Source organism: Paraneptunicella aestuarii (genome assembly GCF_019900845.1).
Lineage (GTDB): Bacteria > Pseudomonadota > Gammaproteobacteria > Enterobacterales > Alteromonadaceae > Paraneptunicella > Paraneptunicella aestuarii.
This window is the reverse complement of the sequence record NZ_CP074570.1, coordinates 1608785-1631361: the sequence shown is the minus strand read 5'-3', so window position 1 is coordinate 1631361 and position 22577 is coordinate 1608785. Positions and strand designations below refer to the sequence as shown.

The window sequence follows — 22577 nt, the reverse complement described above, 5'->3', positions numbered from 1 at the left end:
CCCTATTCCGGTGCTTCTGACTCTGCACCTGACACAACAGGTTTTCTGGTCATTTCAAATTGGAACTCAGCAACGTGGTACTTTCCATCAACCTGTAAATGCTGGTCGTCAACATCCGGCAAGGTTTCGCTGATCACGATAGGATAATCATTACGGCTCAACGCCAGATACAATAGCTGCACCAAACGAGGATTACGGAAATCCACGTAGAAAGGCTTCATATTCTTGAAATCAAGATTCGCCCAATCCAGTTTACTGTCTGTAGAGCCCGGGTTGGTATCAAAGGGAGATACTCGAATAAATCCCGCACTCGGCAGCTTATGTTCCTTAATGAACAACTGAATGGCTTCAAAAAACTCCAGCTCGCTTAATTCTACAGAAGGCAACAGCTCACGAGGCACCATGTAAGACTTGCGGATCAACACGGTATTGCCAACAGAAACGCGAGGAATTAAACCGATCTTTTCACGCGTGCTAAAGCGACCACTACGCAGGATAGGCAACACGTAAATCAACACACCGTTCATATTCAACAAAGTCAGAATACGGTGCATATTCGGCAACAGTAGCGGCATTAAAAATCCGTGGTATAAGCAATCAACCAGCTTGCCGTCGGGCTGTTTAAAGAAGACTTTGTGAGTCTCTGCGTCGTAAACCAGTTTCAACTGTTTTAACGATAGCTTCTCGGTTTCTTCACGATTTGACGGGAAAGGTTCCAGTAATAATTCACGTTCAGCCAGCTTAGGATGCTTATTGGCGTTAAAACCAAACAACCCGGGAATTTCGGCATAAGTACCATCACGGGAAACATCATTTAAATAATCACGAATGTCTTTGAGATCGTCTTCTTCAAGCACTTCAAGGAAGCGAGACAATAAGCCAGAATGTCCACTGAAGACCTGATTAATCACAAACAGTTTGTCATCATTTTTACTGGCGATTTGCCCTAAATAGCTATGGGAAACCACACGATTACGAATCGCTTGCGGTAGTTTCTCAATATGTGCCTGTAATGATTCTGAGTTCAGTTGTACATATTCAACACGCTTGCCCTGTTCATCGTCGGCAAATACGGTATCCAGAAGCTCACTGACAAAATCAACGATGGCCTGTTTAAAGCCCCGAGTAATATCTGATGAGGGAGACAGCTTTTCAGGGTCAGGAACAAAATCAGGTTGTCCTACGCCATAGCGATCAGAGAAATCTTTAATGAAAGCGATAACATCATCACATTCACCTTCAGCCCCAAAGCGATCTAAAAAGAAATCTGCAAAATTAGTTTGCGCCAATTGGTGAATATCGAAAAAGGGAGACAAGTCCGACAGCATGTGAAAATCATCGCTAAAAGGCGCAAGTATGTTTTCATCTATGCAGACAGAATCATCTACCAGATAGCTATTTTCAAAGAATGCCGGATGAGCTAATTCTTCACTTGGCGTTGCCTCTAAGCACTCTGCAATAGCGGCAATCTCGTCATTAATTGCTCGACCAGTCGCTAACCTTTCTTCGGGAGAATTGAAAGGGAATTGCTTTAATAACGCTTCCAGATTGTCCAGTCGCTGCAACGCCTGTTGCGAAGCTTCATCATTTGCGGTTTGTAAAACCTGTTTACACCACGCCAACAGCTCAACCTGTCCGAAGAACTTGCTATCGGTAACAAACAACTGCATATCAAACAGTTGTCCTATGGCTTTATCAACAAAGCCTTGTTCCAGTTTTGGCGCGAGTTGCAGAACAGCTGCAATGATTTCAGGCACAGTGGCACTGGCTTTACCCAGTTTTTGAAATGCAACCAAAATGCATTGGATAACCTGATTAATCTTGAATTTAATCTCGGTTTCACCCGTTCCCCACACGCGTCCGTTTACGCTCGCGCCCGCAGACAACTTGGTTAAAAAGATCTGATCACCTTGAATAGACAAACTCGGATTAACTTTAAGCGGGAACGTCGTTTTGACCTTCTCATAATTGCTTAACAAGCTGTCCAGCATGGCTTGGAACAAACCCGCCTTAACTTCCATGCGGTTTTCAAGTTCACCGCTCATTGTGACATTATCGGGATCTTGAGCCTGACGCCACTTACCCACAAACACAGGAGTAAAGGTGGATAAAGGACTAGTCTTTAATGAGCTGCGAGAAGCATAGCGAAGCAAACCGGCTTCAAGCTGTCGACGTTTTTTAGGCTTCACTTTTTTATTCGGGTCGCGATATAAAGAAGCAAAATCAGAAAACAGCTTGGTGTTGGAATAGCTTAGCGCATGTTGCAAATTCGCCGCGTTGTCCCAAATCTCTTTTAAGTGCAAAGAGACTGTTTCGTTTTCTTCTTTGTAGACCTCTTCCAACTGCGCTCGATAATCAAATAACTGATTAATGCGCTCGGTTATTTCGGACACCTTTTGAAAACTGTCAGCATCAAAAACCGTTTTAACTTCTTCCAGCAACTCAGGATTAATGGCGCGAATATTAAAAATATTACGCTTTAATTTCAGAAGTTTGTTGGAGAGCTGACGATCATCCAAGCCTTGAACACGCTCTTCCACATACTTGCAGTAATCTTCCTTATGGTTTTGCAACCATTCAGATAATTGGAAGATACGCTCCAGATGTTCGCTGGTTGCCCCGGTTGTGGTGCCATTAATTAAATTAGCAGGCTCACCACATACCCGAATCAGGTAATTGGGGTGCAGTACAAACCCGTCTTTCAAAGATGTGTTATCAGGACGGTTTTTTGATGTCCTTACAGCCATAACGCAACTAACCCTTATTGATAATTTTTACTGAAAGCTCACATCCCAAAGGGACGCTAAACAGCTGATTTTTCAAAGGTTTTGTTTGAAACAAAAATACAGATTGAACCCAGAATGATAGACACAACTACCGGTACAATTGCAGCCTCGGTAAAGAGGTTGCCGCTCCAGGAAAGGCGCAGTAATTCAACCACGTGATACATGGGAACCACATTCGCGATCATCATGAACCAGTCATTGAAGGTATCTAACGGAATTGAAGCGCCAGACAAAAACAGCATGGGCTGGAAGATCAATACACTGGCAGAAAAAGCGGAGTTAGAGCGATTAAACAAACTGCCCAACATAAATCCGAAAGAGAATAAACTAAATGCGGAAACACCTAACCCTAACATCAGTTGGAAAACATATTCAGGAAGGATACGGTCAAACATCAACCAACCCAGGATGAAGACTTCTGTCATACCCAGAGCAAAAATAATGAAAGCCTTAACCAAAGTAGAGAAAACAATGGAGTTAATGCTCAAAGGTGTGATCATTAAACGGCGGAAAAATCCCAGTTCTTTATATACAACAAGAGAAGGGGAAATATTAAAGAGTGCCGTATTTAATAAAATAATGCCTAAAAACGACGCGGTGTATTCATCGTAATAGCTGTTACCACCAGAACCATAAGTGGTTTCACCGAACAACATTCCAAACGCCAAGTACATAGCAGCAGGAAAAATCAGTGCGAAAAAGAGAACCATGGGTTCCTGAAAGTAAACTTTGGAATCCAGAACAAGGTATGCGCGAAACTTCTTTGAAATCATTCTAATTATCCATTTGCTGCTTGAACGTAATGAGAATAGGCTTGGTCAAGATTGCCGTTAATTTCTGCGGCCTTACCAATAACTTCCGATGGCGTACCATCGAATACCACCTGCCCCTGATGAATCATCACGACACGATCGGCTAGCGTGGTGGCCTCTTCCATATAGTGAGTAGTAAAAAGAATGGTTTTGCCTTGTCCCTGCAATTTTTCAATTAAGCGCCAAAAATCCTGTCTGGCAATGGGATCTAATCCCACTGTCGGTTCATCAAGTAAAATCAGTTCAGGATCATTGACCATTGCCAATGCCAAAGAAACGCGTTGACGCATACCACCCGATAATTCACCGATTTTTTTGTCTACAAAATCAGTCAATTCGAGAGAAGCGATGATGTCGTCAACATCAGCGGTTTTGTCATACAGTTTTGTGAAGAATTCGAGAAAATCTTTAGGCGTGACCTTAGGAAACAACCTCACTTCTTGTAAATGAGCACCCACTCTTGGTAAATGTTTTTTCTTATTCGTTAAAATATCAATTCCAAAAACACTTACTTCACCAGAATCAGGTTGTTTTAAATTCAAAATGGTTTCTATAAATGTGGTTTTACCTGCTCCATTGGGGCCAATTAGTGCCACAGTTTCCCCTTTGGATACAGAAACCGATACATTATTTAGGGCATATTTTGCACCATAAGTCTTACTTATAGAGGTAACTTTGATCACTTCTTCACTCTGTTTCTGCATTACTTTAACTGCCGTTTACTTAATTCTTAATGCGCACTTTCAGGTTTGGAAATATTCGTATTGATTCGCATCATTCTAATATTTCGTATCTAAAAGTGCGCCTGCTTAAAAGTAACTAATCAGAAATTACTTACTAACTTCTGTAGATACTTCTACGTCATTACCGCCGCAGCTTCCGCAGCAAGAAGATGAACCGCATGTAGAGCAAGAGCCACAAGAAGAAGTACCACTGGAAGCGCCAGTTTCAGGCAGAGCCATTGCATTAGCAACGCTAGCAACTTCCAAACCTTCTACGTTCATTTCTTCAACATTCAAATCATCAAAATTAATATTTTCTAGTAACATAACTTCGTTCCTATTTTTTAATTCATTTTCGCCAACAGAAAATACTGAGGCTTATATTACATGGAGATAAATTTTATCTCCTTTTCGAGTATGCCAAGACAAACACTTTTGTCAATTTGAATATTTACAATATAGAAAATTTAAATAAACAAAATACACTTATAAAAAAACACCATTAAGTAGCAGGCATAAAAATGGAAAGGAAAAACGGAACCGAAGACATGAAGTGCTTCCAATTTCTTCCATAACGTTTTAAAACAAAATAAATAAAACACAAAAATAAAAACGTTATTTAATTACTACTCCGTAAAACTGCCTACTACTCCAACCTAGAAGAAACGGAAACACCTTTAAGTAAAAAACGGAACTAAAAGATGTTTGAATGTTTAAAAAACATTAGCTCTAATCTAAAAATTCTGTACCTATGTATGTCGAAAACAAGTGAGTAAAGGCACACCCGACAACTAGCAAGGTGTGCACTTGATTAAGGCTTAATTAACCTTATTTAGCAACGCTGGTTTCTACTGAAACATCGCCACCGCCGCAGCTTCCGCAGCAAGATGAAGAGCCACAAGTAGAGCAAGAACCGCTAGAAGAACTACCGCTAGAAGCGCCAGTTTCAGGAAGAGCCATTGCATTAGTCACGTTAGCAACTTCCAAACCTTCAAGGTTCATTTCTTCAACGTTCAAATCATCAAAATTAATGTTTTCTAGTAACATAACATTGTTCCTATTTTTTAATTTATTTAGCCTTAAATAAATAACTAAAAATACAATTACTTATTAAGACGCCCCAGTACAAGCGTAATTCGCTAGGGTGCAAACTTAGAAAGAACTTAAAAAGAATATCCATCCCAAGCTTGCTGATTCGAGTATGTCAACCTTCACATTTCAAGTCAAATAATTTTCTTACTTAAAAAACCCATCCTACAAAAACGTAAATAATGATTCAAAAACCATTCTAAAATTTGTAATAAAACTGAAGAAAAGCATACTTTTGAGAAATAAGCGAAAATGTTTCCTAAAACCTGGAACCTTATCATTAATAAAACTTATCCAAACTTAGATGCAGCCCCCGAAAAATTTAAATTAATCATTAAATATCAAATAGATAAAAAACAACCAAAACAAAATAATCATTAGAACAACTGGTCTAACCTGATAGCAAAACAAACCTAAATCGGTAAAGAAGCAGGCTAAGAGGTGAGAAATTATTTTATTCGCCTTTCCGCTCGAACCACTTTAAAAACTATGACGTTTAAGATCTTGCAAAATATACCACTTGTCGTTTCTACAAAGCGTTTCACAAATGACTAAAAATTGACAATATTGACACTTTGAGGAAGTTTACACGCCTCTATAAAAACCGAAAAAACGCTCATATTTCATCCGAAAAATCGAAACATCTTTATACTCAAAAAAACATATACAAACCCTATTTAGGGAGAAAAGATATAAGTAAGCCGAGCTATAGGAGTAAAGATTGAGCCTCAGATTTGAATGCTCTCAGGGACACTTTCTCAACTCTGTAAACAAAGTATCAGTACGTAAACTGCACCTGGAGGAAGAGGCAATACAAGCTTTAGATATGCATAAATGTGCGTAGATGGGAATAGATGGGCAGGAAGAGAGGCCATGCAGCTATGGATGATATGCGACGTGTAGGCATCTATGTAACCTGTTGGTCGGTCCTATCAAGCACGACACTTTCATTCAGACATAAAAAAACGGCGCTTTTGTTGTTAGTAATGTCACTAACATAGCGCCGTTTATTTTGCATTTATTCTATTTATGCAAATACGAGAGACGTCTACTACATACCTGTTTCAAACTACCAGTCACCTGTAGAGAATTAGGAGCAAACCCTCAGCCGCAGGGAAGCGGCTGTGGAGCCTACATGGAAGTATCCACGGCGAGTTTGCGATAAATCTCTATGGGTGACTGACAATTAAACACTGCTATTTAGCCCTGAGGTTGACCTTCAGGCTTCATATGTGGAAACAGGATAACGTCTTTAATGGTTGGGGAATCACTAAATAACATCACCAGACGATCGATACCAATACCCTCACCTGCCGTTGGAGGCATACCGTATTCCAGCGCACGAATATAATCTTCGTCAAAATGCATAGCTTCGTCGTCACCGGCTTCTTTCTCTTCCACTTGCTTACGGAAACGAGCAGCCTGATCTTCTGCATCATTCAGCTCTGAGAAGCCATTAGCTAACTCACGTCCACCCACGAAGAACTCAAAACGATCCGTGATAAAAGGATTTTCATCATTACGTCGAGCCAATGGCGATACTTCCCACGGATAAGCTGTAATGAAGGTCGGCTGGATCAAATTCTCTTCCGCTACCGCTTCAAAGATTTCACACAAGTATTTGCCAGGCCCCCAGATGCCTTCCACCGCTGGCTCTTTAATATGAAGAGTCTTGGCAAGTGCGCGCAAACCTTCCAGATTATTTTCAGGATCATTCACCACTTGCGCATCGGCTTGTGGATAATGCTTCATAATCGCCTCAGACATTGTCATACGCGTAAACGGCTGACTAAAGTCATACTCGATGGTTTCCTGAACTTCGCCGTCAGCGTTTTTCACAGTATTAACAATAGTGGTTGTACCCAATACGTCTTGCGCCAATGTGCGCAGCATATCTTCGGTCAAATCCATCAAATCGTTGTAATCTGCATAAGCCTGATACCACTCGATCATGGTGAACTCAGGGTTATGACGAGTCGACAAACCTTCGTTACGGAAGTTACGGTTAATCTCGAACACACGCTCAAAACCGCCCACAACCAAACGCTTCAAATATAATTCTGGCGCGATACGTAAATACATATCGATATCCATGGCATTGTGGTGAGTAATGAACGGCTTGGCGGTTGCACCACCCGGGATCACTTGCAACATGGGCGTTTCAACTTCAATGAAGTCTTTCTTCGACAAATAATGACGAATGCCTTCTACGATTTTGCTACGCATCAGGAAGGTATCACGGGTTTCCTGATTAATAATCAAGTCCACATAACGTTGGCGATATTTAGTTTCCTGATCCGCCAAACCGTGGAATTTCTCAGGTAAAGGACGCAGTGATTTGGTCAGCAGCTCATACTGCTCCATATTCACATACAAATCGCCTTTGCCTGATTTATGCAACTCACCGGAAACACCAATGATGTCACCCAGATCCAGGTTACCGTAACGGGCTTTCAGATCTTGCTGCACGTCTTTAGAGGCATAGGCCTGAATGCGCCCTTTCATATCCTGCAATACTAAAAATGGCCCACGTTTAGCCATAATACGCCCAGCTACACTTACCCGTTTAGCCTTCGCTTCTAACTGCTCCTTATCCAGCTCGCCAAATTCGGCTTGTAAATCAGCAGTGTAATCTTCTCTACGAAAACCATTTGGATGAGCGTTCGCCTTGCATTCTTTGCGGATTTCATCCAGTTTTGCACGGCGTTCAGCGATTAACTTATTTTCATCTAGTTGCTGGGTCATGGTTATTCCTGCGTTAAAGTCCAGACTTCAAACTGGCCTGAATAAATTTGTCCAAATCACCGTCGAGTACGGCTTGTGTATTTCGAGTTTCAACTCCTGTGCGCAAATCCTTGATTCGAGAGTCATCCAATACATAAGACCGGATCTGACTTCCCCAACCAATATCAGACTTGCTGTCTTCCATCGCTTGTTTTTCATCAAGCTGTTTTTGCAGCTCCAACTCATAAAGCTTCGCTTTAAGCTGCTTCATCGCTTGATCTTTGTTTTTATGCTGTGAACGTTCGTTTTGGCACTGCACCACAGTGTTGGTTGGTAAGTGAGTAATACGAACGGCTGAATCGGTTCGGTTTACGTGCTGACCACCAGCACCCGACGCGCGATAGGTATCGATACGTAAATCAGCCGGATTAATTTCGATTTCAATATCGTCATCCACTTCAGGATAAACGAAGGCCGATGCAAATGAGGTATGACGACGATTACCGGAATCAAACGGTGACTTACGCACCAAGCGATGAACGCCGGTTTCAGTACGCAACCAGCCATAAGCATATTCGCCACCAAAACGAATAGTCGCTGATTTAATACCGGCGACTTCGCCTTCGGAGACTTCAATCAGTTCGGTTTTAAACTGATGTTCTTCGCCCCAGCGCAGAAACATACGCAACAGCATATTGGCCCAGTCTTGCGCTTCTGTACCGCCAGAACCCGCCTGAATATCCAGATAACAGTCATTAATATCGAGAGGTTTAGAGAACATGCGACGAAACTCCAGCTCTTCCAGCTTGGCAATTAACGTCTGCAATTCAGCCTGCGCTTCATTAAAGGTGTCTTCATCCTCGGCTTCAACGGCCAATTCGACTAGACCTTCAACGTCTTCCGTTCCCTGAGTTAACTCTTGAATGGTCTCAACCACATTTTCCAGTGCGACTTTTTCTTTGCCTAGCGCTTGTGCTCGCTCAGGCTCATTCCACACATCGGGAGACTCTAACTCACGGCTGACTTCTTCTAGCCTTTCCACCTTAACATCATAGTCAAAGATACCCCCTAAGAAGCTCTGTACGCTCCCGGATATCCGCCAAACTATTGTGAATGGGATTTATTTCGAACATAAAACCTTAATAAACTGTTTAGTCACTATTTTTTCAGGCGCGGATTTTACCGGAAAAGAACATTTAATGACAGCGGGATAAGCATCAAACCGCACCGAATTAGCCACCAAATAACACCGAAATCCATCATCAAAACAAGGCGTTTACATTTTATTAACTTTATATGCCAACGAGCTTGGCGTCCGAAGTCACTATTTTTTAATTAATTTATATTACCGTTAATCGATTACACCTTGGGCATTAAGCCAAAGATGTAACCCTGAGCCGTAGAAAATAAGTGAAAAACCGAAGCAAAAGCCAGTCACTCGTGACTGGCTTTTTATTTCAAAAAATATGCTGTATATGCTAAATCGCAGCCCAAAATACATGATGAAACTGGCAGTAAAAATTGTATTCGCAAGCATTATCTCACTCCTTTTGATAATGGCTTTCTTGTGGCTAAAACCCATGCCTCATCTCGAAAGAGATTCCCCCAGAACACTTCCCTGGCACTTACCCGACTATAGAAATGCCCAATTCCATTATGAAGTATTAGACGACGGACGCCTTCATATTGAAATCGAACACCTGTTTTTATCCGGTATTCAACCAAATATGCTGGCCTGGTTTTATCAACAACTTCCTATCTCCACCGTTGATTTAAATGGCACAACCTACCCGCTGTACCACTTATTTCATCCAACAGAACATGGGCGTATCAAACTCATGGAACCAGCCACAAATGGTCAAACAGGAATGCATGTAGGTGCATTGGTGGCAAGAGAAGAATGGTTTGGCTCATTCAATAGCAAAGGGGCTGGGCGCGTTATCGAATTTTCAGCTAACGGCATGTTAATAAAGCCCGAAATTGCTGGAATGCATGTTGGGCAAATTCACCATGAATTTATCGCCGAGGCAGGTGGAACACGTTATAAAGTACACAGCATCATAGGTTCAGACTGGCCTGTTGTCGGTTCACTTATTAATTTTTATATCCGTAGCAAGCTATTCCCGCCCGCCATGCTGGAACAATGGTTACGACATCAGGTTGAGGAAGTGAGCAGTTTACAGTTTTTTTTGCCTGTGTTATATCAATCTCAAGCAGTTGATAACCATTATAAAATTCAGCTCTAGCAGGCCGATTTTATGTTGATTTATCCGCAATTTTTAACCCGCGCAGATATAAATTATAAGAACTCCGTCATGCCCAAAATCGCCCTCGACACAGTTAGATCCCTCATCAACTACTTATCTGTTAAAGGCATCGACCGTGACATTCTATTGGCCAAAACCGGACTGTCGGAAAAACAACTGAATCAATCAGGCGAACTCGTTAGCACCACCATTTACGAATCGCTATATCAGTTGGCAGAAAACAAACTGCAATGTAAAACTATCGGTTTTGATTTTGGTAAAGTCATCGAACCGGATCGCTGGGGCGTACTAGGCTACATTGCCTATACTGCACAATCCGTAAAATCCGCACTGGAAAATCAACGCAAATATCAAACTCTGGTAGGCAACCTGGGCGCGCCGCTACAAGAAGTGCAAGAAGATTATATTCTGTTGAAATGGATGCCCGCCTATCATTGCAGCCACAACACCGTTGAAGAAATAATTACAGGCTGGGTGGCACTGGCAAAACACCTGACCAACAACAAAATCAGACCGCAAGCCATATATTTCAGCCACCGCTGCCAATCCGACCTACAGCAATTCAAGGATTATTTCGGTTGTGATGTACAATTTGAATGGGATTATCACGGTATCAAAGTAGACAAATCCCTCGCCAGCACCCCCTTTACCAAGCACGAACCCGAAATTCATAACCTGCTCTGCCAGCACGCAGGCAAGATGGTCAACAACTTGGCAGAACGACTTCCAGTAGAAATCGTCACCAAGTTCATCACCACCCAACTTCCCCTTGGCGTCCCGGAAATAGAAGACGCAGCGCAGAACTTACAAATCAGCGTTAGAACCCTGCAACGCAAACTCAGCGAACACCAACTCACCTTCACCGGACTTATCGACTCCATCCGCAAAGACCTGGCACTCAGCTACTTACGCAACACCAATACCAAGATTGTCTACATCGCCCAAATGCTCGGCTTCTCAGAACAAAGCGCCTTCCAACGCGCCTTTAAACGCTGGACAGACCAAACCCCAAAACAGTTTCGGGATAGTTGTTTGAAGGGGTGAGGGCTAATATTTGGATGCAATGGGAAAACGGCAAGCAAAATTATCATGTATATTCCTCATGAATCTCAATATATTTCCATCCATTAGCAACAGTCATTGAAGTATATCAATTCCAACTTTGATGACTATTGTATTCCTACCATTCCTTCTCCCCATTAAATGACTCGTCTTTAGGACAAGCTAGTTTCATTCCATATTTCAGATGCCGCACTCTCTATCTCGATATATGATTTGGAAATTAAAGGAGTTCTCAATACAGCATTTTCTTTTATCCATTCAACAGCCACTCCTTCCTTCTCTTTTCTTCGTAATTTTGAACCAGAACCTAGATTCATAGAAAACAAATCTAAAAATCTGCGAGGACCAACCCCAATAAAAGGCTCAAAATCTACGAGATTATGGCTTGATTCCCCATCCAAATTTGACTTTAATTGAATAGATTCCGAATGAAACTCTAATGCTTTACTTTTCGGATAAGGTTCAACATATACAACTCGTTTTACCCCACTTCCAATAATATGCTTTGCGCAGTTGTGGCATGGGAATGTAGTGCAATAAAGAGTTGTATCTTTCGTAGAAACACCTGCTCGACTACAAGATAATAGAGCCTCCATTTCTGCATGAACGATACGCCCAAACTCGGTAAGATCTGCAATCTTACTTTTCCTAAGAACTTGAATCAGTTGCTCATGTTTTTGTGGTTCTATTAAGTTGTCATCGACCACTAACTTTGAAATTTCTTCTATAATTTCCGATTGCGTCCTCTTATTTGAATCTTCCTCCCTCATATAATCCTTGCCATCTGGCGCATCTTTTACTTCACCGGTATTAGGATCTGACCGAGCCCAATATAAACCGCCACCGAATTGAGGTACATCGTTTGCTCCAGTTGCAATTATTTGTTCATCTTTACAAACAACAGCTCCTACTTGACGAGAAAGATCTCCGGAACGAACAGAACTGTTGAACGCCATAAACATAGCAAACTCATCAAATGTAGGATTTTTATATGGGTGTGAAAAAATAAGTTCTAAAAACCGCTTAATTGCATTCTTAACCTGATCTTGATTACGGCCTAAGTTGAGGAAAAAATCTGACAAATGGTAGGTATCTCTTGTTTTTTGTCCATGAGAAATTTTTTCATCTTCGTCAATTTGAATGAGCTCGTTAGCTTCTACTTCAGTACAGTTTTTCTGTTTTAAATAATTACGTCTACGATTTATATCTGCGTGTATACCAAACAAATAAAAACCATCCCCATATATTTTGCGTAGTAATTCGACTTCACTCGGATGTTTTAATGAATTGATAATATATGCCGTTTTCCTCGAACTCTGCCCCTTTCTTTCTTCTTGTATCTTGGAGGCAACCCCCGCAGCCAATATCGCATTGTTTCCACATTGCTCTCGCAACAAGTCCCCATGTTCCATATAGTGGCGAATTCTCTTGTACTCTTTAGAAATACCTGATTTGTCAAATACAGGCAAAATACTAGACACGCGAATTTCTACCACTGAATATCCAAACCCTTCCAGCCCATCTTGCAGTGGTTCAGTCACCAACCTATTCTCTGTTCCCACCGCACTTACTATTCCAATTATCAATTCGCTATCTTTAATATTAGATTCAAGATATTCACGTTCAATAGTTCTATTTGCACTTTGAGACTTAGGGGATACGCCACTTACCTCAGCCTCCAATTCTTTAGTACCTTGTTCCTTTATAGTTTGCTCTTCGAATTGGTCAGGATAAAGTAAACTAGGGACTCGCTGTTCAAGGAGCCCCTTTCCCGGCGCCTTTCCTTGAAACTGAATTGTTCCTGTTGACTCAAACCAGTTTAGTATTCCTCCAGCTAAACGGAAAACCTTTTTGTTAGGCATAGGTTCATCCCAACTACCTCCCAATTCAGATAGCTTGTCTTTTAATTGAACAAATGTCCCAGAGAACGATAATTTCACCCAAAGGCTCCTTTAATTTACAGAGTTTTCAAAGCTCAAACTACGAACCCTAATAGTATTAATTTCAGCCATAAATTGGGATTAACATCCAATAGTTCAATAGCAAATTCCCCTTTCCTAACCCAAAACGCCAAAAAGATGGCATCCAGTGTCATTTTTTTTCATACCTGTTAATTTACATTCTATTCACATGAGTCAATGTCTTTTAAGGCAGGGTTGAAGAGATAGGATGGAAGTAGGAGCAGTTTACTACAACGCCAATTCCCAATGGGTGCTAAATATTGTGCTGGCAAGCATGATACTGGGTGTTGCGCTGGATATTCACTGGCGCGATTTTAAAGCCATTCTGAAAATGCCCAAAGCCATCATTGCAGGCTTGTCGGCTCAGTTTATTGCACTTCCCGCCGTAACCACCGGGCTAACCTTGATGCTCGATCTGCAAGCCGGCATTGAACTGGGTATGATTTTGGTGGCCTCTTGCCCCGGCGGTGCCATTTCCAACTTTGTCACCCATTTATCCAAAGGCAATACCGCACTTTCCATTTCCATGACAGCCGCTGCCAGTGCGCTGGCTACCTTTATGTTGCCCATTAATTTTGTATTTTGGTCGCAGGTAAACCCTGAAACCGCCGCGCTGATCACCTCGATTGACGTCAGCGGGCAAGCGCTGTTTATCAACCTGCTCATCGTATTGGCTGTGCCCTTGTTGATTGGCTTGTTTATTCAACATCGCTGGCCTGAATTCGCGAAATTGCTACATAAAGTTTTGAAAATCACCAGCCTGTTAGCACTTGCCGCTTTCATTACCATTGCTATTTATCGCAATCAGGATGCCTTTATGGCGCATTTTGGCCTGATATTTACCGTGGTTTTAGCCCATAACGCCATTGCCTTTTTGCTTGGGTTTGGAGCGGGCAAATACGCAGGCTTAAGCACTCGCGATATCAAGGCCACCACCATTGAAGTGGGTATGCAGAATTCGTCCTTAGCCATTGCCATTGTCTTTACCCAATTCAATGGCGAAGCAGGTATGGCGCTCATTAGCGCATTTTGGGGCACCTGGCATATTGTGTCGGGGCTGTTGGTTTCTTTCCTACTTAGTCGTTGGGGTGTGGAGTTGTCCCCTACTGTTCAGGAGACAAGATCGTGAAGATTCTTATTACGGGTGCTGCCGGGAGTTTGGGGCGCAGATTGGTAGAAAAGTTAGTACAAGTTCCGTCATTGAGCTTGTATGCAACGGATATCAAAAACAATCCGTTTAAAGCTTCGAATAATCTTCATTATGAAAGCTTTGACCTACGCGCTCCGGGCTTCACCGATTGGGTAGAAACGATCAAACCTGATGCCGTAGTTCATTTAGCTTCTGTACTACAAATTTCGGCTCGCTTAACCCGAGAAATGGCTTATGACATTGACGTAGTAGCCACCAAGCGCTTATTGAAATCCTGCATTACCAGTGGTGTGAAAAAATTCATTATTACCACCAGCGGTGCGGCCTACGGTTATCATCCCGAGAACAAGGACATTATTACCGAAGCGCGTCCGCCCAGAGGTAATGAAGACTACTTTTATTCATCCCATAAGGCTGAAATTGAACGCATCATGGCAGACTATCGTGAGCGTTATCCTGAACTACAACAAATCGTATTCCGCCCCGGCGCGATATTAGGCCCGAACTTTGAAGGCCCGGTTGTGGATCTGTTCAAACAGAAGATGATTACCGGCCTGATGGGTTATCCCGGACCATTTAACTTTATCTGGTCGGAAGATGTGGTGGACTACATTATTGAAGGTCTGCAAAGTGATATTACCGGGCAATTCAACATTGCGGGCGATGGCATTATGACCATGAAGCAAATCGCCCAACGCTTACAAAAACTGTATTTGCCATTGCCGGAATTGCTGATCAAAGCGGTGCTTGCTATCGCCAAGCCACTAGGGTTGACGCAATACGGGCCTGAGCAAACAAAATTCATCAAATATCGTCCGGTGTTAGATAACAGCAAATTGAAGAACACCTTCTCACATCAACCCATTTACAGCTCATCTCAAGCTCTGGATGCATTTCTGGCGCAGCAACAAGAGGAACAAGCATGAAGCGATTAACCCAACTGCTGGTATTAGGATTGGGATTTGGCTTGCAGCAAAATGCAATGGCCACAACGATTACTGTTACGGATGTAAAGGGAGCACCTCTTCCAAATGTCATGGTGATGCAAACGCCTGTTGTAGGCCACACGCTGGATCTTTCAGATTCAGGCTATCCGCCCGATAAAGTGCTGAACCAGGCAGATGCTTCTTACACCAAATTCACCAACCCGGAAGGCAAAGTGCATTTCGACACTTACCCTGGGCAAAAGGTGCGTATTCGCTTGCGCGCACCCGACATGGAAGATACCACCTTTAGTATGAATTCCGACGAAGCCAAAACAGCGGTCATGAAACTCATTGATGATCCATTGCGCAGAGCTGAGTCTCGCCCGGCTAATACCTGGTTAGCCGAGTTGAATCTGGACAATGACGCGTCATTGAAAAAGCATTACATCATGCAATGCGGCTTCTGCCATCAGCAAGGTTCACACTTTTTCCGTCGCCCAAGAGAACAGGAAAGCTGGGACGAAATCATCTACCGTATGGTCGGCTATGGCTCCCGCTTACACGACGATGCGCAGGAACGTTTACCCAAGTTGCTGTTTGAAGAATACAGCCGCCTATATCAAAACCCAGGCTTGATCCCGGAAGGCACGCCGTGGTCGCCCTATTTGCCAGACACCGACATCACCGAATGGCCGATTGGCGATGCCTTCTCGCAAATGCACGATTTACTCTACCATTCAAACGGCATGGTTTATGTAGGCGACAACCTGCAAGACCGCCTGTACGAAGTAAATCCCAATACGGGCGAGTATGTGGTTTACCGCATGAAGCGCGAGAACTTCGACAAGCACGGCGGTTTAATGGGCAAACGCTTAAGCTCATTCCCCAAGCATGAAGCCTTTTCCGGTATTCATTCTTTTGCGGAATCGCCCAAAGACGGTCACATCTTCATTACCACTTCTTATCAACAACGTTTGGTGGAATTCGATCCCGTCAGCAAGGAATTTATTAATCACCAAATGGAAAATGGTTACTACCCTCATACGGTGCGAATCGATCAACAAGACCGTGTTTGGTTTACGATGGCACTTTCCAATCAAATCGCACTGTTTGACCGCAAAACCAGCAAATTCACCATGTTCGACTTACCCAACCGTGGCGCAAGAGAAAGCCTGACCGTTAACGGTATGGGTATCATTTTGAAATTGATGGATTGGGGCTTGCCTCTGGCTAACTGGTTCCCTATCGACAAACAATCTACGGGTATGCCACTACCTTATGGCATTGATATCACGCCTAATGGTGACGTCTGGTTTGCTCGTCTACACGCCGACAGCATTGGCAAGATTGATGGTAAAACGCTGGAAATCAAAATGTATGACACGCCTTTTGTGGGGCCTCGCCGTTTGCGTAGCGACTCTAAAGGCAACTTGTGGATTGCAGCCTTCCCGGAATCCATGATTGTGAAATTCGACCCGATTAAAGAAACCTTCACTAACTTCCCATTGCCGGTACAACCGCTCGGTAGCGAAACGCCTTATTCTCTGAATGTTGACCGCGAGCGAGACATTGTCTGGATCAATGGCAACACATCCGATGCCCTTTACAGTTACGACATTGATTTGGATGAATGGTCGCACTACCCCATGCCCAAGCGCGTCACTTTCACTCGCGATGTGGAAATTGCGCCTAACGGTGATGTATTCACTTCTAATTCCAGCTTCCCAAGCTGGCATATTGAAGATGGACAACCCACGCTGATCCGCTTACGTCCGGATTATAGATTAGAAGAAAAGAAGCAGCAGACAACTGACGCTTCGACTTCTTCAGGAAACGAATGACATGACCACAGCAAGGCAACCAGGCTCTTCTGACAAATTCTCAGACGAGCCATCCAATTTGCCTCTGATGGCTTATCTGGCGTCTTGCTTGCTGGCGTTTATTGGTGGCCACATCATCAACTACAGCATCATCTTTCTGGCGCTGGAATGGTTTAACTCACATGCGCTGGCAGGGATTGGCTATGGTTTATGCTTTGGCCCACCGCTGATTTTGGGCTGGTTTGCTGGCGTTTACTGTGACCGCTATTCTCCACGACGAGTGATCTTAACGGCACAGAACAGTTATCTGGTGAGCCTGGTTCTGCTATCCATCGCGCTCAACAGTACAGAAGAAACCAAACAGCCACTGTTGCTTATTGCCGCCTTTTTCTCGGGTGTGGGTTGGTCATTTGTGGCTCCTGCGCGTTTTGCTACTCTGCCCTTTTATGTCAAACCCAATAAACTTACAGGCGCTACTATCGCTCTGAATTTGATGGTCATGACAGGCTTCGGCCTCGCCCCCATGATACTGAAACAAATACAAGTTCATTTCGACTGGCAGACCGTGTTTGTTGTTGCGGCTGTATTGTTTGTCGTTTCCAGCTCATTGTTGTTACCGCTTAGATTTAACTTCGACGGCAAACCAGCGGAAAAAGCCGTTCAGGAAATAAAAAGCAGCCTGACTTTTGTACATCGCTCGGATTTCATCAAACCCTTTCTATTGCTTGCCACTATTACCTATTTATTGATGGGGCCCATGCAAGTGATTTTGCCCACCATTGCCAAGCAGATGCTGGGATTAAACGAAACCGCGCAAGGCAATTATCTCAGCCTGATCGCTTTTTCCCTGATTGTTGGTGGCTTGTCTGCCATGTGGCTGAAAAACAAAGGGCGCATTGGATTAAATATGCTGCTTGCCATTACTGTGGCAGGCGCAGGCTTGGGTTATTTGAGTCAGGAAGACAATTTAAGCCTGTCTGTGCTGGTTTTAATATTGGCTTCTATTAGCGGCGGCATTGCTATCAGTTTTATCGTAGCCGGTTTACAAGCTTATTCGGTTGATGAACATCGCGGTCGCATCATGAGCTTTTATAGCATTATCAGCCAATGTATTCCTGCCGCCAGTGGTATTGGTGCTGGAATACTGGCACAGGCTTTTACCCCTTTTATTGCATTGCAAATTATCGCCGGGATTATTGTACTTAGCGCCCTCACCTGTTTAGTCGCCATGAGTAACATTCGCCGCTTGGAAAACTTTGAACATGGTCAATCAAAATAGTTCTTCTACTATCTCGTCACATAGCTCCTCATTCAAGAACAAAGTCGTGGTTATTACCGGCGGTGCGGGCGGATTAGGTAAAGCATTAGGTAAACAGCTATTAGAGCTGGGAGCCAAAATAGCGGCGCTGGATCTATATGTAGAGGGGTTGCTCGCAAGCGACAACCTGCTACCAGTTTCCGTTGACCTGACCAATCAGGAAGCATTGCAAAAAGCGGTAGAGCAAGTCACCTCCCACTTTGGTGGCGTTGATATCCTGATCAACAATGCCGGTATCACTCATATGAGTAAATTTGAAGATACTACTGAAAGCCTGTTTAACACCATTATGGCGGTGAACTTCACCGCGAGCGTAGACATTACTCGTTTATGCTTGCCGTCGCTGAAAGCCCGTAAAGGACAAATTGTGGCTATATCCAGTGTCGCAGGCTTCGCTCCCTTATACGGTCGTTCGGCTTATAGTGCCAGCAAGCACGCAATGGAAGGTTTCTTTCAATCGCTAGCTTCGGAAGTCATTGATGACGGTATCCATGTCACCATCGTCTCGCCATCGTTTGTGAAGTCACGGCCTGAATTAATGGCACAGGTAAATAATGGGGTTTCATCACCGGGGGCAATGAAAAAAAGTACCAATGGAGAGCAACTTTCACCTGAATATGCCGCTCAACAAATTATTTCCGCATTGATTAAAAAGCAATCAAATTTGCGTTTGGGACGAGTTTCAAAAATTGCCTATTGGCTGCACACCTTATTACCAGCGCGCTATGTACAAATAATGAGCAAAAATGCCAAAAAAGAATTTCAGTAATATCAACACTTTTTGTCGTCACGATAAATATTCATTGTTGTACAGGTAAATTGCGAATCCACATAATCGCGCCAACTAACGAAGTCCCAGGGCGTTTCCAGCCCTTATAAATAGTGTGATTACCTATAGTGAAAATTTGTTTTTTGATGTACCCATGGGAGAACATTTCTCCTGAAACAGATACAACGTTAAGAATAATACATGAAGCGGCTAGCCGAGGCTTAACGGTTGCGATCACAACCCCGCATAGTTTGACTATTCGAGACAGTGTTGCACATGCATTTTGTAATGTGTTGAAGAAATCTCAGAAAATCCCAAGCAACATTGTTAACTTCTACAGAAGAGCAGAATTCCGACGCAGTAAATTACCGTTAGCAGGTTTCGACGCCATTGTTATGCGCGCTAACCCGCCGCTGGACACTATCGCGTTGAACTTTTTAGACTCAGTACGCAACGACACCTTTATCTTTAACGATATTGATGGCCTGCGTGTAGCCAATAACAAACTGTACCCAGCGTCATTTAGTGGTGATGCCAGCCGTTTTGTCCCTGCCACACACGTATCAAAGAACCGTGATTATCTGGAGCAGGTACTTAAAGATTCACCCGGAGAAAAGATGATCATGAAACCCTTAAACGGGTTCGGTGGTCAGGGTGTTATCGTTGTAGAAAAACGTGCCAAGCAAAACTTCCGTTCCTTGCTCGATTTCTATATCGGTGGCGAGAAGAACGGCAACTACGTCATCTTGCAAGAATATGTTGAAGGTGCTGAAAACGGTGACGTTCGTATTCTGATGCTCAATGGCGAACCCATTGGTGCTATGCGTCGCGTGCCTTCTGCCGATGATATTCGTTCGAATATTCACGCAGGTGGTAAAGAAGTCAAACACGTGTTGACCAAAGAAGAAAAAGAACTGTGCCGTGCCATTGGTCCTCAATTGGTACGCGACGGTTTGTATTTTGTCGGGTTGGATGTCATTAACGGCAAGCTGATTGAAGTTAACGTGTTGAGCCCGGGTGGCATTACTCGTATTAACCGTTTGAACCGCGTCAAGCTACAAACCCAGGTGGTTGATTTCATTGAAAATGTAGTCTCTGCACGCGAGCGCGTGATCGAGCGTAAACATGCTTTCCGTAAGGCAATAGAAGATGCTGAAATTATCTGAGCAAGCGCTTAGGCAAAAAATAAAGGCGAAAGAAACCTTTGAATGTGAGCTGGAAGACGGCTCACTTACTTTAAAGATTGAAGCCTATGCACCAGTAATCTGTACAGCGATTCATGCGGGACATCGTATGACCGACAAAATCGCTGAGCATTGCCTGTTGAATGAGGCCGAACGCCTGTATGAAGAAGATCCGTTCACGGATCAATTCATACAATCCATGCCGATTACCATTGTTGCCAATGATTCACGCTACCAGTACGACTTAAACCGTCCACTGGCTACCTGTATCTATAAAAAAGCATGGGGTAAGCAGGTATGGAAATCGGCTTTGCCCACCAAGGATCGCAAAGTCAGCATTGATCGTCACCAATGCTTTTATCGTATTGTCGACACCTTAATCAGTGTTCTTGAAACCATGTTTGGTTCTTGCCTGGTTTTTGATGTGCATTCCTATAACTACCAGCGTCATGCCCAAACCACGCCGACTTTCAATTTAGGTATTGATCAGATCGATATGGATCGTTGGGGCAATGTCATTCATCACTTCCGTCGTGGATTAAACCGTATTGAGTTGTCCAACAACAAAGTACACGCTGGTTGTAATGAAATTTTTTATGGCCGGGGTTATCTGATTTCCCATATAAACGGACGTTTCCAAAACACGTTGGTCATTCCAACGGAATTGAAAAAAGTGTACATGGATGAACGTTCTGGTGAGCCTTACCCCAAGATCCTGAATGAATTAAATGTTGGCTTTAAAGAGTGTCTGACCGACACCGCTGCCTTTTTCAGTCGTCGCCATACCAAGAAATTACGTGCTCAAAAGTCGGATATGTTGTCGGATGTTATCGAGCCGTCACTTTTGAAACTGGATCGTCAACTGCATCGTTTAGCGTCTGATCTTGAGACGTTAAATTACATCAACCCGCTGAATATTCAGCAGGAAAGAAAACGCTTTTTCGCACAAAAAGGCAATTACGAACCGAATTTTATCTATCGCCCGCTAAAAATCGATCCCTATCAATTCAGGGAACAGCTGTATCGTTTGCCGGTAGATGAAGTCCGTGATGCCGCTATTCAGCAGATGTATCGTGATGTCATTGACGCTTTGTCCAGCAAGATTGATATGCTGGTCAATGCAGGACAACCGCAGTTTGTATACGATTCACTGAAATATTACGGTGAACCGTCACTGGACGATGAGCGGAATGCCTTGTTCCTGTTACACGCTTGTGAATTCGAGACACCGGAACCGAAAAACATCGGAACAGAACAATTACTGAGCATGTTCAAACAGGCCGCTGAGCAGTGGGATATGCAATGCCGCGTTGAGTCATCCAATAAGCTGGTTGCTCAAGCCATGGTGTCTAACGGAAAAAGAACGGTATACGTTAACAAGCAAGTGAATATGTCTGAGTATGAAGCCAATGCCCTGATCCATCACGAATTAGGCGTGCATATGGCGACAACGTTAAATGCCGCTCAACAGCCACTTAGAATCTTCTCATTGGGTTTACCCGGCAATACCGAGACTCAGGAAGGCTTGGCGATTCTTAACGAATACCTGAGCGGTAATTTGCGCCTGGAGCGTTTAAAAACCCTGTCGTTACGCGTTATTGCGGTAAAAGAAATGCTGAAACATCACGACTTTAAGCACACCTGTGTTTATCTGGTGGAAGAATTCGGCATGACTCAGGAAGACGCCTTTAAGCTGGCGGTGCGAGTTCACCGTAGTGGTGGATTCACAAAAGACTATTTGTATTTGAAAGGGTTAGCAGAAGCAGTTCGCTTGTACCATCAGCAGGATATCTCCGCGCTGTTTATTGGTAAAACCAGCTTTAAATACTTGCCGCTGTTGAATGAGTTAATCGCTAGAAACTGGCTGCCCAAACCTGACTATATTCCAACGTTTTTACAAAAACCGGAACCTAACTCAGAGATTTTGAGCTATTTGATCAATACGATCCAAACGTCACCGATAAAACCATCAGCAGCCTGATCTCAG

17 protein-coding genes are annotated in these 22577 nt (G+C 43.3%); 9 read left to right on the top strand and 8 right to left on the bottom strand.

The window, feature by feature from the left end; translation table 11 throughout:
- Positions 1-2 precede the first annotated feature (2 nt).
- The 7 genes from KIH87_RS06760 to prfB form a co-directional block, all read right to left on the bottom strand.
- Complete coding sequence (locus KIH87_RS06760; protein WP_232360772.1) at positions 3-2747, bottom strand: lantibiotic dehydratase; 2745 nt, start codon at positions 2745-2747, stop codon at positions 3-5.
- 56 nt (positions 2748-2803) lie between these two features.
- A complete protein-coding gene (locus tag KIH87_RS06755; RefSeq protein WP_232360771.1) occupies positions 2804-3559 on the bottom strand; it encodes an ABC transporter permease in 756 nt (251 codons plus the stop codon).
- Between the two features lie 5 nt (positions 3560-3564).
- A complete protein-coding gene (locus tag KIH87_RS06750) occupies positions 3565-4302 on the bottom strand; it encodes an ABC transporter ATP-binding protein (RefSeq protein ID WP_232360770.1) in 738 nt (245 codons plus the stop codon).
- A gap of 126 nt (positions 4303-4428) precedes the next feature.
- The gene (locus tag KIH87_RS06745; RefSeq protein WP_232360769.1) at positions 4429-4647 is read right to left on the bottom strand and encodes a thiazolylpeptide-type bacteriocin; all 219 of its coding nucleotides are present in this window, start codon (positions 4645-4647) and stop codon (positions 4429-4431) included.
- A 501-nt stretch (positions 4648-5148) separates the two neighbouring features.
- Positions 5149-5367: a thiazolylpeptide-type bacteriocin gene (locus KIH87_RS06740; protein WP_232360768.1), complete on the bottom strand. Its 219-nt coding sequence runs from the start codon at positions 5365-5367 to the stop codon at positions 5149-5151.
- A 1242-nt stretch (positions 5368-6609) separates the two neighbouring features.
- Positions 6610-8154 (bottom strand): lysine--tRNA ligase, encoded by a 1545-nt coding sequence (gene lysS, locus KIH87_RS06735; RefSeq protein WP_232360767.1) that lies wholly within the window; start codon positions 8152-8154, stop codon positions 6610-6612.
- Between the two features lie 13 nt (positions 8155-8167).
- Positions 8168-9266 (bottom strand): peptide chain release factor 2 gene (prfB, locus tag KIH87_RS06730; protein ID WP_232360766.1). Its coding sequence is split into 2 segments (ribosomal slippage): positions 8168-9190 and positions 9192-9266, totalling 1098 coding nucleotides; the frame shifts between segments, so codons are not numbered across the junction.
- Between the two features lie 447 nt (positions 9267-9713).
- On the opposite strand from prfB, the gene KIH87_RS06725 reads away from it, so the two are divergent.
- A complete protein-coding gene (locus tag KIH87_RS06725) occupies positions 9714-10379 on the top strand; it encodes a hypothetical protein (RefSeq protein ID WP_232360765.1) in 666 nt (221 codons plus the stop codon).
- Positions 10380-10448: 69 nt separating this feature from the next.
- Positions 10449-11444, top strand: a complete 996-nt coding sequence (locus tag KIH87_RS06720; protein WP_232360764.1) for an AraC family transcriptional regulator — start codon at positions 10449-10451, stop codon at positions 11442-11444.
- 170 nt (positions 11445-11614) lie between these two features.
- On the opposite strand, the gene KIH87_RS06715 is transcribed toward KIH87_RS06720, so the two are convergent.
- Positions 11615-13402 carry an anti-phage dCTP deaminase gene (locus KIH87_RS06715; RefSeq protein ID WP_232360763.1) on the bottom strand — a complete coding sequence of 596 codons (1788 nt, stop codon included), beginning with the start codon at positions 13400-13402 and terminating at the stop codon, positions 11615-11617.
- A 229-nt stretch (positions 13403-13631) separates the two neighbouring features.
- Here KIH87_RS06715 and KIH87_RS06710 point away from each other — a divergent pair, with 229 nt between their 5' ends.
- From KIH87_RS06710 to KIH87_RS06680, 7 genes are all read left to right on the top strand, one after another.
- A complete protein-coding gene (locus KIH87_RS06710) occupies positions 13632-14552 on the top strand; it encodes a bile acid:sodium symporter family protein (RefSeq protein WP_232360762.1) in 921 nt (306 codons plus the stop codon).
- Positions 14549-15499 (top strand): NAD-dependent epimerase/dehydratase family protein, encoded by a 951-nt coding sequence (locus KIH87_RS06705; protein WP_232360761.1) that lies wholly within the window; start codon positions 14549-14551, stop codon positions 15497-15499. The genes KIH87_RS06710 and KIH87_RS06705 overlap by 4 nt, the downstream gene beginning before the upstream one ends.
- Entirely contained in the window at positions 15496-17340 is a 1845-nt protein-coding gene (locus KIH87_RS06700; protein WP_232360760.1) for a Vgb family protein, read from the top strand. Before KIH87_RS06705 ends, KIH87_RS06700 begins: the two co-directional genes overlap by 4 nt.
- A gap of 1 nt (position 17341) precedes the next feature.
- Entirely contained in the window at positions 17342-18598 is a 1257-nt protein-coding gene (locus KIH87_RS06695) for an MFS transporter (RefSeq protein ID WP_232360759.1), read from the top strand.
- Positions 18582-19406 carry an SDR family oxidoreductase gene (locus tag KIH87_RS06690; protein WP_232360758.1) on the top strand — a complete coding sequence of 275 codons (825 nt, stop codon included), beginning with the start codon at positions 18582-18584 and terminating at the stop codon, positions 19404-19406. The genes KIH87_RS06695 and KIH87_RS06690 overlap by 17 nt, the downstream gene beginning before the upstream one ends.
- 146 nt (positions 19407-19552) lie before the next feature.
- The gene (gshB, locus tag KIH87_RS06685; protein ID WP_232360757.1) at positions 19553-20572 is read left to right on the top strand and encodes a glutathione synthase; all 1020 of its coding nucleotides are present in this window, start codon (positions 19553-19555) and stop codon (positions 20570-20572) included.
- Complete coding sequence (locus KIH87_RS06680; RefSeq protein WP_232360756.1) at positions 20556-22571, top strand: flavohemoglobin expression-modulating QEGLA motif protein; 2016 nt, start codon at positions 20556-20558, stop codon at positions 22569-22571. The genes gshB and KIH87_RS06680 overlap by 17 nt, the downstream gene beginning before the upstream one ends.
- The last annotated feature ends 6 nt before the right edge of the window (positions 22572-22577 follow it).